Origin of the sequence: Roseobacter phycocola, assembly GCF_042055075.2 — a bacterium.
Taxonomy (GTDB): domain Bacteria; phylum Pseudomonadota; class Alphaproteobacteria; order Rhodobacterales; family Rhodobacteraceae; genus Roseobacter.
Genome location: NZ_CP194010.1, coordinates 2,841,613 through 2,855,008 on the forward strand (window position 1 = coordinate 2,841,613; position 13,396 = coordinate 2,855,008).

Annotated in this window: 12 protein-coding genes and 1 tRNA gene; 7 read left to right on the forward strand and 6 right to left on the reverse strand. The window is 60.8% G+C overall.

Annotated features, from left to right (window positions below; all coding sequences use genetic code 11):
- The first annotated feature begins 66 nt into the window (after positions 1 to 66).
- Genes AB4K19_RS13990 through AB4K19_RS14000 form a run of 3 tightly spaced genes read left to right on the forward strand, consistent with a single transcriptional unit; the run spans position 67 to position 2,725 of the window.
- The gene (locus AB4K19_RS13990) at positions 67 to 1,005 is read left to right on the forward strand and encodes an aldo/keto reductase (RefSeq protein ID WP_375228933.1); all 939 of its coding nucleotides are present in this window, start codon (positions 67 to 69) and stop codon (positions 1,003 to 1,005) included.
- Positions 1,002 to 2,078 (forward strand): NAD(P)/FAD-dependent oxidoreductase, encoded by a 1,077-nt coding sequence (locus AB4K19_RS13995; protein WP_436398064.1) that lies wholly within the window; start codon positions 1,002 to 1,004, stop codon positions 2,076 to 2,078. Before AB4K19_RS13990 ends, AB4K19_RS13995 begins: the two co-directional genes overlap by 4 nt.
- On the forward strand, positions 2,075 to 2,725 hold the full coding sequence (locus AB4K19_RS14000) for a DUF938 domain-containing protein (protein ID WP_375228935.1): 651 nt from the start codon (positions 2,075 to 2,077) through the stop codon (positions 2,723 to 2,725). Before AB4K19_RS13995 ends, AB4K19_RS14000 begins: the two co-directional genes overlap by 4 nt.
- Here AB4K19_RS14000 and AB4K19_RS14005 read toward each other — a convergent pair.
- The 5 genes from AB4K19_RS14005 to AB4K19_RS14025 form a co-directional block, all read right to left on the reverse strand.
- Positions 2,722 to 5,223 carry a GcvT family protein gene (locus tag AB4K19_RS14005; protein ID WP_436398067.1) on the reverse strand — a complete coding sequence of 834 codons (2,502 nt, stop codon included), beginning with the start codon at positions 5,221 to 5,223 and terminating at the stop codon, positions 2,722 to 2,724. The genes AB4K19_RS14000 and AB4K19_RS14005 overlap by 4 nt on opposite strands.
- Before the next feature lie 130 nt (positions 5,224 to 5,353).
- Positions 5,354 to 6,025 (reverse strand): spondin domain-containing protein, encoded by a 672-nt coding sequence (locus tag AB4K19_RS14010; RefSeq protein ID WP_436398069.1) that lies wholly within the window; start codon positions 6,023 to 6,025, stop codon positions 5,354 to 5,356.
- The gene (locus AB4K19_RS14015; protein WP_375228937.1) at positions 6,009 to 7,418 is read right to left on the reverse strand and encodes an FAD-binding oxidoreductase; all 1,410 of its coding nucleotides are present in this window, start codon (positions 7,416 to 7,418) and stop codon (positions 6,009 to 6,011) included. Before AB4K19_RS14015 ends, AB4K19_RS14010 begins: the two co-directional genes overlap by 17 nt.
- A 32-nt stretch (positions 7,419 to 7,450) precedes the next feature.
- Positions 7,451 to 9,229 carry a gamma-glutamyltransferase gene (ggt, locus tag AB4K19_RS14020; protein WP_436398072.1) on the reverse strand — a complete coding sequence of 593 codons (1,779 nt, stop codon included), beginning with the start codon at positions 9,227 to 9,229 and terminating at the stop codon, positions 7,451 to 7,453.
- Positions 9,230 to 9,254: 25 nt separating this feature from the next.
- Positions 9,255 to 10,241, reverse strand: a complete 987-nt coding sequence (locus tag AB4K19_RS14025) for a 2-hydroxyacid dehydrogenase (protein ID WP_375228938.1) — start codon at positions 10,239 to 10,241, stop codon at positions 9,255 to 9,257.
- Positions 10,242 to 10,360: 119 nt separating this feature from the next.
- Between AB4K19_RS14025 and AB4K19_RS14030 the strand changes: the two genes are divergently transcribed.
- From AB4K19_RS14030 to AB4K19_RS14040, 3 genes are all read left to right on the forward strand, one after another.
- The gene (locus AB4K19_RS14030) at positions 10,361 to 10,864 is read left to right on the forward strand and encodes an SH3 domain-containing protein (RefSeq protein ID WP_436398075.1); all 504 of its coding nucleotides are present in this window, start codon (positions 10,361 to 10,363) and stop codon (positions 10,862 to 10,864) included.
- Positions 10,865 to 10,950: 86 nt separating this feature from the next.
- Positions 10,951 to 11,943: an NADPH:quinone reductase gene (locus tag AB4K19_RS14035; protein ID WP_375228939.1), complete on the forward strand. Its 993-nt coding sequence runs from the start codon at positions 10,951 to 10,953 to the stop codon at positions 11,941 to 11,943.
- Positions 11,944 to 12,058: 115 nt separating this feature from the next.
- Positions 12,059 to 12,133: transfer RNA gene (locus AB4K19_RS14040), tRNA-Gln, on the forward strand.
- Positions 12,134 to 12,196: 63 nt separating this feature from the next.
- Here the strand turns inward: AB4K19_RS14040 and AB4K19_RS14045 are convergent.
- Positions 12,197 to 12,655 carry a GAF domain-containing protein gene (locus AB4K19_RS14045; RefSeq protein ID WP_375228940.1) on the reverse strand — a complete coding sequence of 153 codons (459 nt, stop codon included), beginning with the start codon at positions 12,653 to 12,655 and terminating at the stop codon, positions 12,197 to 12,199.
- Between the two features lie 171 nt (positions 12,656 to 12,826).
- Here AB4K19_RS14045 and AB4K19_RS14050 point away from each other — a divergent pair, with 171 nt between their 5' ends.
- A complete protein-coding gene (locus tag AB4K19_RS14050; protein ID WP_375228941.1) occupies positions 12,827 to 13,381 on the forward strand; it encodes a hypothetical protein in 555 nt (184 codons plus the stop codon).
- Positions 13,382 to 13,396 lie beyond the last annotated feature (15 nt).

The window sequence follows — 13,396 nt, forward strand, 5'->3', positions numbered from 1 at the left end:
TCTGCTCCGGGCCAGGTTTCACAGATCAGCATTGCATGGCAGGTGCGTGCATGCCACTCCTGAGGCATGACAAAACTTCTGACCACTCCCGACGGAAGCCCCGCCAGCCGCCTTGCGTTTGGTACGATGCAGTTTGGCGGACGCGCAGACAAGGACGCCTCTCGCGCCATGTTCGAGGCCAGCATTTCAGCTGGCATCAATCATTTTGACACCGCCTATATGTACAACGGCGGTGCGTCCGAAGAAATCCTCGGCTCCCTGATCGGTGATCGTCGGGACAGCCTGCTGATTGCGACCAAAGCGGCCTACAGCGGCGGTGGGTCCCGCCAGAATATCCTGGACAGTTTTGATGTGTCCCGTCGGCGTCTCGGCCTCGACACGATTGACCTGCTTTACATGCACCGCTTTGATCCGGACACCGACCTGGCCGAAAGCATCGGCGCGCTCACCGACCTCCAGGCCGCTGGCAAAATCCGCTACATTGGGGTGTCGAACTTCGCGGCCTGGCAGGTCGTGAAAGCCAACGCTATCGCCGCAGGGTTGGGCAGTGCCGTTGATGTGCTGCAGCCGATGTACAACCTGGTGAAGCGCCAGGCCGAAGTGGAAATCCTGCCGATGTGCGCGGACCAGAGCATCGCTTGCATCCCCTACTCGCCGCTCGGGGGCGGTCTGCTGACAGGGAAATATGCAGCAGGTTCCGGCGGTCGCCTGACCGAGGATCAGGGATATGCCAGACGCTACGGCCCGAAATGGATGCATGATGCTGCGGTCAGCCTTGGCGAGATTGCCGCAGAAACCGGCACGCATGTTGCGACGCTCGCCGTTGCCTGGGCGGCGGCACACCCGACGGGGCCAACCCCGATCATTTCCGCACGCTCCGCCGAACAGCTGGAACCGTCGCTCGCAGCGCTGGAATTCAATATGGATGAAGCGCTTTATGCACGCCTCGCGGCCCTGACCCCGACGCCACCACCTGCAACGGACCGGCTCGAAGAGCAGTCATGACCGGCATTCTGGTCATCGGCGGTGGTATCGCCGGGCTGTCCGCCGCCGCGCGCCTGTCGGAAGATGCAGACGTGACGGTGATAGAAGCCGAAGACACCCTTGGATATCACGCGTCGGGGCGGTCCGCTGCATTGATAGAACAGAACTATGGCGCACCATCGGTTCAAGCGCTGAACCGTGCCAGCGTGGCGTATCTGCGCACGCATGACGGCGGATATCTGACCCAGCGCGGGCTGATGATCGTTGCTGCTGACAAAGACCGGGACGCCTTTGATGCAGATGTCGCAACCATGGGCGTCGACCGGATCTCCGTCGCTGACGCCTGCGCGCGGGTGCCTGTCCTGGATCGGAAGTATGTCACCATGGCAGCGTGGCACGCAGATGCTCACGACATAGATACCGACCGACTGCTTCAGGGATTTGCCCGCACGGTACGGGCCAACGGCGGCCGGATCGTAACCGGACACAGGATTACATCTGCGGATCACTCAGACGGCAGGTGGCTGGTCCGCAGCCCGGACGGTGAATGGACCGGAGACATGCTGGTCAATGCAGCCGGTGCATGGGCCGACCAGATCGCCGCTCTTGCCGGTCTGCGCGGTCTGGGCATTGTCCCGCACCGACGGTCCATGGCCCGGATCGCCGCACCAGAGGGCCACGATGTCGGCCGCTGGCCCATGTTTTTTGGGGTGGACGAAAGCTGGTACGCGAAACCGGATGCCGGGGCATTGCTGGTCTCGCCCGCAGATGAAGATCCGGTGGAACCGCATGACGCCTGGGCCGACGACATGGCGCTCGCCGAGGGGCTGGCGCTCTATGAAGAGGTGGTGACAACGCCGGTCACACGGATGCTGTCCAACTGGGCAGGCCTGCGCAGCTTTGCCCCGGACCGGACGCTGGTGCTTGGGCCGGACCCTGACCTGCCGGCGTTCGTCTGGTGTTCCGGTCAGGGCGGATACGGGATGCAGACGGCACCCGCAGCATCGCATTTACTGGCTGACTTGGTCTTTGACCGCGCGCCAGGCATCGACCCACAGAACGTCGCGGCGCTGCGCCCGGAGCGGCTGCGATGAGTGGCAAACTCCCACCCAGCGCAAGTGTTGCAACCCCGATCACCGGGGTGAAAATGCACGCACCCGCTGCAATGCGGAATGCTGCTGTGCTCACCGACATGATCGCCGCACACGCACCGTCAAAGGGAAATGCGCTGGAGATCGCCAGCGGGACCGGTCAGCACGTGACCTCATTTGCCCGCCGGATGCCGGACCTGCGCTGGCATCCCACTGAACTCGCGCGCGACAGAATGGCCAGTATTGACGCATATGCCGTTGAAAGCGGGTTGAAAAACATTACCCCGGCGCGGCAGCTGGATGCGACAAGGCCCGGCTGGTCCGGCGACCGGAACGGCTTTGACCTGATCATCGTTATCAACCTGCTGCATCTGATCAGCACAGCGGCGACCCGGGTTGTCATAACGGAGGCAGCCCGCGCCCTTTCACCATCGGGTATTCTGATCGTCTACGGACCGTTTCGCCGCGACGGACTGCTCACCAGCGATGGCGACACCAGATTTGACGCGGACCTGCGCCGAGCCGATCCCGCTATCGGGTACAAAAATGACGCCGACATGCGCGCCTGGCTCACAGAAGCCGGTCTGTCAGACATCAACCCGCAGGAGATGCCCGCCAACAACCTGGCCTTTGTCGCAGGACGGTCCTAGCCGTCCACACGGATCCGTTCGTTTTTGGGGTCATAGGGGCTGTCCTCGACAACCTCCGCATTCCACAGCCTGTCCAGCATTTTGACCTGCAGCTTTGTGCCAGGCACAGCCAGGTCCGGCGTGACATAGCCCAGACCGATAGACTTTCCGAAATGCACCGAGTAGCCGCCGGACGTCAGGCGGCCAACACGCGTTTCACCGTGGTAGAGCACCTCACGCCCCCAGGGATCTGCATCCTCGGGTCCATCGATCAGCAGTGTGCAGCATTTTGCCCGCACGCCGGTTTCTTCCAGCTTTGCCTTGCCATGGAAATCTTTGGTCAGGTCGACAAACCGCGGCAGATCTGCCTCCAGTGGTGTTGCGTCGCGCCCCAGTTCTGTCCCGAAGGCACGATAGGATTTCTCCTGACGCAGCCAGTTCTGCGCGCGCGCACCGACCAGTTTCATCCCGTGTTTTTCCCCGGCTTTCTCCAGTTGGTCGAACAGGTAATTCTGCATCTCGATCGGGTGGTGCAGTTCCCAGCCAAGCTCACCGGTATAGGCCACGCGGATCGCGCGGACCGGGCACATACCCAGCTCAATGTCGCGCATGGTCAGCCACGGGAACCGCTTATTGGACAGTACCGTGGAAGGATCTGCGTCTTTGACCAGCTCATTCAGAACATCGCGCGACTTTGGCCCGGCAATAGCAAATACGCCCCACTGAGTGGTCACGTCGTGGCATTCGATATAGCCAAACTCTGGCGCTTTATCTTCGATCGCCTTGCGCAGGTAATCCGCATCATAGGCCGTCCATGCACCAGCGGACACGAGGTAGTACTCATCCTGCGCAAGACGCACGATGGTGTATTCAGTGCGCGTTGTGCCGTGGCCCGTCAGCGCATATGTCAGGTTGATCCGGCCAACGCTGGGCAGTTTGTTGCAGGTAAACCAGTCCAGGAACTGCGTCGCACCCGGACCTTTGACCAGATGTTTGGTAAAGGCCGTCGCATCAATCAGGCCCACACCCTCGCGGATCGCTTTTGCTTCGTCGACCGCGTGCTGCCACCATCCGCCACGACGGAAAGACCGGCTGTTGTGATCAAAATCCTCCGGCGCATCGACAGGCCCGAAGTAGTTCGGGCGTTCCCAGCCATTAACCCAGCCGAACTGCGCGCCACGCGCTGCCTGACGGTCATAGGCAGGCGACGTGCGCAGCGGACGGCAGGCCGGGCGCTCTTCGTCCGGATGATGCAGGATGTAGACGTGATCGTAGCATTCCTCGTTCTTGCGCGCGGCAAACTCGGTGGTCATCCAATCGCCGTACCGCTTGGGATCGAGAGAGGCCATATCGATCTCTGCCTCGCCCTCGACCATCAGCTGGGCCAGGTAATATCCTGTGCCGCCCGCAGCCGTGATCCCGAAGGAAAACCCTTCGGCCAGCCACATGTTGCGCAGTCCCGGCGCAGGCCCCACCAGCGGGTTACCATCCGGCGTGTAGCAGATCGGGCCGTTGAAATCGTCCTTGAGGCCGCTCTCCTCGCAGGACGGGATACGGTGGATCATTGCCAGATACTGTTCCTCGATCCGCTCCAGATCGAGCTGGAACAGGTCCGCACGGAAGCTGTCCGGCACGCCGTACTCGAACCGCGCAGGCGCGTTTTTCTCGTAGACACCAAGGATCCAGCCGCCGCGCTCCTCGCGCACGTATGACTGCGCATCCGCGTCCCGCACGACCGGATGTTCCACATTTCCTTCGGCACGGAATTTCACCAGCTCCGGGTCCTGATCCATAACGATGAACTGATGCTCAACCGGGATCGCAGGCATTTTGATGCCCAGCATTTTTGCGGTGCGTTGCGCGTGGTTGCCCGAAGCCGTGACCACGTGCTCTGCGGTGATCACAATCTGCTCGTCAGACGGCACCAGGTTGCCACCCTTTTCGACCATCTTTGTCGCCGTGACTTCCCAGTGCGTGCCATTCCAGTTGAATGCATCCGCCTGCCATTTACGCTCAATCATCACGCCGCGCTGACGGGCCCCCTTGGCCATCGCCATCGTCACGTCTGCGGGATTAATGTAACCGTCCGTATGGTGATAAAGCGCGCCTTTGAGGTCTTCGGTGCGGATCAGCGGCCATTTGGCTTTGATCTCATCCGGTGTCATCCACTGATAGGGCACACCGCAGGTCTCAGCGGTGGAGGCATAGAGCATGTATTCGTCCATGCGTTCCTGCGTCTGCGCCATGCGCAGGTTGCCCACAACGGCAAATCCCGCGTTCAGGCCGGTTTCCTCTTCGAGCGTTTTATAAAAGCGGATCGAGTAGTCGTGGATGTGGGTCGTTGCATAGGACATATTGAAATAGGGCAGCAGACCGGCCGCGTGCCAGGTCGAGCCGGAGGTGAGTTCATCACGCTCCAGCAGCATCACATCATCCCAGCCCGCGCGCGCCAGATGATACGCGATGGATGTCCCCACGGCGCCACCGCCAACAACCAGTGCTTTAACTTCGGTTTTCATAGCGCGATTCCCTCGTCCTGCGATCCTGAGCCATTTCTAGGAAAGAGCGGCATGCTTCCGCCTTGCCCAGCCGACCGCACGGCGCGCAAAAACGACGTTTAGAGCGCAACAGATTGTTTGATCGCAGCGTCTACCTGCGCTCAAAAACAACGGTGCCGATGGGCCGCAGCCCTGATGCACGCAAAAAGGACGGATGGCTGAGCAATCTGACCGACTGCCGCGGTTGGGTCGGCAGATTGGGCCCTTCGAAATCCGGGCCGCTGTCCGCGCCCGCGTCCCAGACCCAGATGGGCCGCTCAACCCGGTCAACCCACGCGTCGTTCTCATAGAGCAGCACACCGGAGATACCGCTGAACCAGTCCGGGCTGGGTGCCAGCATGGTTGCAAAGGATATCCTGTTCTGGCGGGGCGTCACCGGCAGTTCAAAGGCAAAAGTTGCCTGCCCGCCTTCGGAACCCGGCAGAATAATATGTGCTCCGACACGTTTTCTGCGCATTCCCTCGGCCAGTTCCGCCTCCAGCACTGTGGTGCGCCCGTTGGTTGCCACCAGAGCCAGGCCGCTGGATGCGGTATCGCCGTCTGAAAACAGCGCATAGCGGTCGGAATGCGCGAATGCGATCAGTCTTGACCAGTGCGCGCCAGGTGGTGGCGCCGCAGCGGTTTCTTCTGACCAGTTCAGCGAGACCGTCACTGCATAGACGGCGTCCTGCTGTTGTGCCGCGGCGACGGAGGGTACCAGCAACGACGCGGCCAGAATGAGCCGGCCGAACACCCTGCGAAACACCTCAGTCCTGCGGCGCAAAGATTTTACCCGGGTTCATGATGTTGGCAGGATCGAGCGCTGCTTTGATCGCGCTCATCACAAGTGTTGCATCGCCAAGCTCTTCGCGCAGATAGCTCTGTTTTCCCTGCCCGATACCATGTTCGCCGGTGCAGGTTCCGCCCACCGAAATCGCCAGCTGGCTGAGCCAGCTTGTGTATGCCTGTGCCTTCGCCACCTCTTCGGCATCATCCATGTTCACCAGAGGTGTAACGTGGAAATTGCCGTCTCCGGCATGTCCGACGATGGGCGCGATGAGACCCAGTTCCAGTGCGCGTTCCTGCGCAGCTGTGACGCATTCGGCAAGCTTCGAAATCGGCACGCAGGCGTCCGTCGCAACACCCTTGGCACCTGGCCGGTACTGCAGCATCGCCCAGTAGGCATCATGCCGCGCTTTCCAAAGGCGGGTGCGTTCTTCCGGCGTCGAGGTTGCCTCGAAACCGTTGCCGCCCAGTTCCCCGGCGATGTCCCCGAAAATACCAGCCTGTTCTTCGACGCCCGCCCCGGTTCCATGGAACTCAAGAAGGAGAAGCGGCGTTTCCGGCAGGCCCAGGTCCGCATATCCGTTGATCGCCCGGACCATGATCGTGTCGAGCAATTCAATCCGCGCCACCGGGACGCCATACTGAATGACCGCCGTGACAGCCTGACAGGCAGCCTCAACCGTCGGAAATGAGCAGCGCGCAGCACTGATGGCCTCCGGAATACCGTGCAGGCGCAGCGTTATCTCGGTAATGACCCCCAGCGTACCCTCGCTGCCGACCAGCAGACGCGTCAGGTCATAACCCGCTGAAGATTTACGCGCCCGTGTGCCTGTCCGGATGATCCGGCCGTCCGCCATCACCGCTTCGACCGCCAGCACGTTGTCCTTCATCGTGCCATAGCGCACAGCATTGGTACCGGACGCCCGTGTCGAGGCCATGCCGCCCAGCGAGGCATTGGCGCCAGGATCAATCGGAAAGAACAGTCCCTTGTCGCGCAGCCATGTGTTCAGATCCTCGCGCGTGACACCAGGCTGGACGCGGCAGTCGAGGTCGTCTGCATTCACCTCCAGCACGGCATTCATTTCGCTCAGGTCAATACAGATGCCACCGGCCGGCGCGTTCACATGCCCTTCAAGAGATGTACCCGTGCCATAGGGGATGACGGGAACGTCATGTGTCGCGCAAACCCTGATCAGGTCAGAAACCTCTGCCGTGCTGGCGGGATAGACAACGGCATCGGGCGCCTGATTTTCGATCCAGGTGGTGGTATGACCGTGCTGTTCGCGGATGGCCTGACCCGTGTGCAGGCGCTCTCCGAACTGCTGGCGCAGGATGTCCACCACCGTTCTGATACCGGTTTCATTGCGTGGAAGAGACGCGATTTCTGCCAATTTCTGCTCCTTCGGACCGTTGCAGCCGGGCGTCAGTCGCCCAGCGCAATACCTTCACGGCGCGGGTCAGCGCCGCCCTGAAGTGTTTCACCAATGGCGATTGCATGCAAACCGGAGGTCAGGGCACGGGCGTTCACTTCGAAACCCATTTCGGTGAGCGGCGCGGTCAGTGCCTCCGCTCCGGTACCTTCCTCAACATCGTATGTGCCGAACCGGTTCACGGCATGTGGCACAGACACCGCTTCCTGCACGTTCAGTCCCCAGTCCAGCCAGCCGATGATGCTTTCGGCGACATAGCCGATGATACGACTGCCGCCGGGGCTCCCGATGGCGAGCACCGGTGCGCCGTCTTTCATCACGATGGTTGGTGCCATGGAGGAACGTGGCCGCTTGCCCGGCTCAACACGGTTCGCAATGGGCACGCCTTCGCGGTGAGACCGGAACGAGAAGTCCGTCAGTTCGTTGTTGAGCAGGAAACCCCGCACCATCAGACGGCTGCCAAAACCGTTTTCGATGGTGGTCGTCATCGACGCAACATTGCCCGCCGCATCAACAATCGAGATGTGCGACGTGGACGGGAATTCTATCGAGACATCATCGGCGTAGTTCAGCGCGTGATCAAAAGCAGGCGCGCCAGCGCTCACGTCGCTCAGCGCACTGTCACCGGCAAGCTCCCCCGCACGGTCCGCCAGATACGCAGGATCAACCAGACCTGCCGCCGGAACCGGAACAAAATCGCTGTCGGCCATGTACCGGCCCCGGTCAGCAAAAGCGAGCCGCGAGGCGTCACCAATCAGCCGGCGCACATCCGCATCGCCAGGCCCGGCAGACAGGTCATAACCGTCCAGCATGCCAAGAATCTGTCCGACCGTCAGCGCACCCGACGAGGGCGGCCCCATGCCGCAGACATCATGCGCACGGTAGGTCACGCATACAGGCGCGCGCTCCTTAACCTCATAGATGCTCAGGTCAACAGCGGACAGGACGCCCGGGTTGCCCGGTGCCGACTGTACCGTCGCCACGATATCCGCCGCGATATCACCGGTGTAGAATGCGTCCGCCCCACCACGCGCCATTGCGCGCAGGGTTTCGGCATACTCAGGGTTCTGCAGCATATCGCCGACAGCCAGTGGCGCGCCGTCCGGCAGGAAATACGCCGCCGTCTCAGGGAAACGGCCCAGACGCTCGGCGTCGGACGCGACAAGCCCTGCAAGCCGCGGTGAGACGGCAAACCCTTCCTCTGCCCGCTCAATCGCAGGTGCCAGCAGGTTCTGCCATTCCAGCGCGCCCCAGCGTGCATGAACCTCACCCATCAGAGCAGGCGTGCCGGGTGTGCCGACAGACAGCCCGCCCACAACAGCATCGAAAAACTTCAGCGGCTCGCCATTCTCGTCCTGAAACAGGCGTGGTGTTGCGGCCAGCGGCGCGGTCTCCCGCCCATCAAGGGTGGTCAGTGTCTGGCTCCCGGCGTCATAATATACCAGAAAAGCCCCGCCGCCGAGGCCTGATGACTGTGGTTCCACAAGGCCAAGCATGGCCTGAACCGCCACGAGCGCATCTGCGGCAGTCCCCCCCTGGGCCAGAATATCCGCGCCCGCCTGCACAGCCCAGGGATTCGCCGCAGCGACCATCCACTGTTCCGACTGCACCGGCTGACGTGCCGCTTTTGCGGCAAAGGCTGCAGCAATCTCAGGAGACAAGGCCTCGAATGCGCCCTGCGTCGCGGGCTCCGGCTGAACTGCGTCGGCGGCCTGCTGCGCCTGCGCGGCGGAGGCAACGGTAAGAGCGAGAAGAACGGCAGAGAAACGCATAATCGGTCCTTTCGGGTTGCAGAAATCAGAGCATAGAGGGGACCACCTGATCCGGTGGCCTGTGTCCGTCGTCGAAGGTTTTGATGTTGATGATGACCTTTTCGCCCATCTCCATCCGGCCCTCGCGGGTAGCAGACCCCATATGCGGCAGGAGTACCACATTGCGCAGTTCGCGTAGGCGGGGGTTCGCCTGGGTCCCGTGTTCATAGACGTCGAGCCCCGCCCCGGCGATCTCGCCCGCGCGCAGCATCCGTGTCAGCGCGTTCTCGTCGATCACCTCGCCGCGTGAGGTGTTTACGATCACGGCTTCGGGTTTCATCAGTTTCAGCCGCCGGGCATTCATCAGATGGAACGTGGACGGCGTCGCCGGGCAGTTGATCGAGATGACATCCATGCGGGCCACCATCTGATCCAGACTTTCCCACCAGGTTGCATCGAGTGCTGTTTCCTGCTCCGGACGCAGTCGGCGGCGGTTGTGATAATGAACCTGCATGCCAAACGCGGACGCACGGCGCGCAACGGCCTGACCAATACGACCCATGCCCAGAATGCCGAGGCGCCTGCCCCCGACGCGCCCGCCCAGAAAGGCGTTCGGAGCCCATCCGTCCCATTCATCCGCCTGCATCACTGCCAGACCCTCCGACATGCGGCGCAGCACGGCGAGAATCAGTGCCATTGTCATGTCTGCTGTATCATCCGTCAGAACGCCGGGCGTGTTGGACACCAGCACACCACGCTGGCGGGCGGTTGCCACGTCAATGTGGTCAACACCGGCGCCATAATTGGCAATCAGTTTCAGGCGATCACCTGCCTGACCGATGAGCGACGCGTCAATGACATCTGTTACGGTCGGGACCAGCACATCCGCCTCGCGCACAGCGGCGGAAAGTTCCTCGCGGGTCATGGGCGCGTCACTGTCGCGCAGCCTGACGTCAAACAATTCGCAAAGCCTGGTTTCCACAGCTTCCGGTAACCGTCGCGTCACAACAACACTCAACCGCGGCTTTGACATTCTGGGCCTCCCGGGACTTGGCGTACATTCTGTTTTTTGGCATGGTGACGGAACTGGTCACGAGGCACAAGAACCCCGGGCCATCAATTGAGCAAAATAAGAATTACGGGCTGCATCCGATGACCAGAGTATTCTGCCGGGCAATCGCCGGATTGATCCTGTCGGCAACCACGCTGTTTTCCCAGGCGGTGGCAGAAACCGGCCCCGTGACCAATCTGCCGCTGCCGCGCTACGTTTCCATGAAAGCCTCCGAAGGCAATGTGCGGCGGGGACCTTCGCTGACACACCGGATCGACTGGGTCTTTACCCGGCGGGACATGCCGCTGCAGATTACGGCGGAACATGGTCACTGGCGCAGAGTTGAAGATCGCGAAGGTCAGGGCGGCTGGGTACATTATTCACTGCTTTCAGGTGTCCGAACCGTTATCATTGAACACGACATGCTCACGCTGCATCAGCGACCGGACGCAGAAGCGCCGGTTGCCGCCGCACTCGAACAGGGTGTCATAGCGCGCCTTGGAAAATGCGATGAGACATGGTGCAGGCTGCGGTCCGGTGGCTATCGCGGGTGGGCTCGCAAGGATCATCTGTGGGGGGTAGCCCCCGGTGAAATCCGCGACTGATACTACCCCTGCGTCGACATGGGTTGCAGCTACCCCAAAATCCGGCATCATCATGAGCTGACCGGGAAATATTACAGGGAACCGCCATGCGTGCCATCACATACAACCGTTTCGGACCGGCAGCAGACGTCCTGACACTGACCGAAATGGACGCGCCGGCACCCGGTCCCGGCGAAGTGACCGTCGCACTCAGGTATTCAGCCGTGAACCCCTCGGATGTGAAGGCACGTGCAGGCGCGCGCCCTGGCGTTACCACTCCTCCCTTTCCACAGATTGTTCCGCACAGCGATGGCGCAGGTGTCATAAGTGCCGTGGGCCCGGGCGTAGACCCCGCTCGCAAAGGCCAGCGGGTCTGGATCTGGAACGGGCAGTGGCAAAGGCCGTTTGGCACTGCTGCCGAAACCATAACATTGCCCGCAACCCAGGCGGTGCCGATGCCCGACAACATGACTGACGAACAGGGCGCCGCCATGGGCATTCCCGGGCTTACAGCAGCACAGGTTGTGTTCGGTGGAGGTGATGTCGCGGGCAGGACGTTGCTCGTTCAGGGCGGAGCAGGAACCGTTGGATACCTTGCCGTCCAGCTTGCGAAACGTGGGGGCGCGCATGTGATTGCCACCGCCCGCGGCGAGGGTGCGGAGCGCTGCCGCAGCGCGGGCGCTGACGCGGTCATTGACTACACTGATCCAGACTGTGCTGAACGAATCCTGGCGGCCAACGAGGGCTGCACCGTCGATCGGGTGGCCGAGGTTGAATTTGGCGCGAACATAAACGTGACGACAGAGGTCATTTCGCCCGGCGGCACCATCGCCGTTTATGGATCAGCGCAGAACATGGCGCCGGTTGTTCCATTTGGCCCACTGCTCTTCAAAGCTGTCAAGATCGACATCAGTCTGATCTATATTCTTCCGGACAAAGAACGGAACGCATGTATTGACCGTCTGCATGCCGCTGTTAATGCCGGCGAACTGCATTGCCCCGTGGCAGACACCCACCCGCTTCGGGAGGCTCACAGGGCACATGAAAGCGTCGAAGCAGGACGCCGTGCCGGAACTGTACTCATCGATGTGACGGCCTGAGCCCGCATGCGCACGCCCCCGCGCACCGGGCCGGGCAATCTGGCCGGGTTAATGCGAATTTCTGGAAAACGGGTCTTGCACGTTGCGCTTCATGGGCTTAATTAGCGCACCACGTTGGGATGTAGCCAAGTGGTAAGGCAACTGTTTTTGGTACAGTGTACCGTAGGTTCGAATCCTACCATCCCAGCCAACTCACCTGCAGCACCGGAAACTGGCAGCCTATCTGGCTGACGGATGCTTGCGCGGCAAAGGTCTATCTGACCTGACGGAGCTTCATGACGTTATCCGCAGCCCGGTTTCCATCCAGCTGCGTCTCAAAGATCCTCGCAAACCGTTCGAGAAGCGCAATCTCGTCGTTTCTCCAGTGTCTGGGCGCACTGGCAATGACCTCAAGTGCTCCAACAACCTCTTCGTTAACAAACAGCGGCACGCCCAGATAGGCCTCAAACCCTTCGGCAGTCATCATTGGGCAGCGCGTATCACCACTGGCGAGGCTCACCTCGCTGATAGCTACAAAAGCTGCGCTGTCTATGACCTTCGCACAGCATGTATTGGTCGTGCGCAGTGTTTCGAATGTTTCAAGAGTGTCCGAAAACGCAGTTGATGCAGTATGCGAAAACATGCCGTCGAGAATATCGATCCTTGTCACGGCTGCCACTTCGCTGCCAAACTCGGCCCGGATACGCCTGAGAATATCAAATCTGTCTTTCATAATGATCCGATGGAAATCTGAATATCGAATGCCGCTTAGTGTACCGCATCGCGCCGAACTTGGCTATGGTATTTCCGGGCCGCCCTGTCAGGAAAGACCGCAGGGTGCACGCCAAATCCCATCCGGAAAACCCGTTTGGTGTATTCTTTTTTGGGCCGGAAATACTGTTACATGAAGATTTCCATCGAACCGCGGGCAAGACGGATTGCAGGCGATATCATGACACGCACCCGGGATGCGCTGATCTCCGGAGACTACGAAGCGTTCGGGTCCTGCTTCCTTGTCCCGTTCACGCTTTTTACGGACCTGGGCGAGACCGAAGTTACGTCCCATGAACAGAACGAGGAAATATTCCGGCGCGTCAGATGGCACTACAGAGCGCTTGGCGTTACCAGAATCGAACGTAGACTTCTGGCATCTCAGTTTTTTAAGGACGACACCATCCTGTCGGTCCATGAAGCAAAACTGTTCCGGGACGCGGCGCTGGTCCAGGAACCATTCCGGGTCATGTCCACGCTGGTTGAATGTGATGATGTCTGGAAGATAACAGACAACCGCTATGCCGTCGAAGGGTCCCTTCGCTTCAATCGTGCGCTTTACGGACCGAAACCGCCGGAGAAACGGGACGCAGAGCATATCGCAAACAGCATCAGTGGTGCGGTTGTTGGCATGTCAGAACCAGACAAAGCGCCACCAGTAGGGGAATCCGATCCCGAAGTCCGATAAAAGAGCATAAGCTGA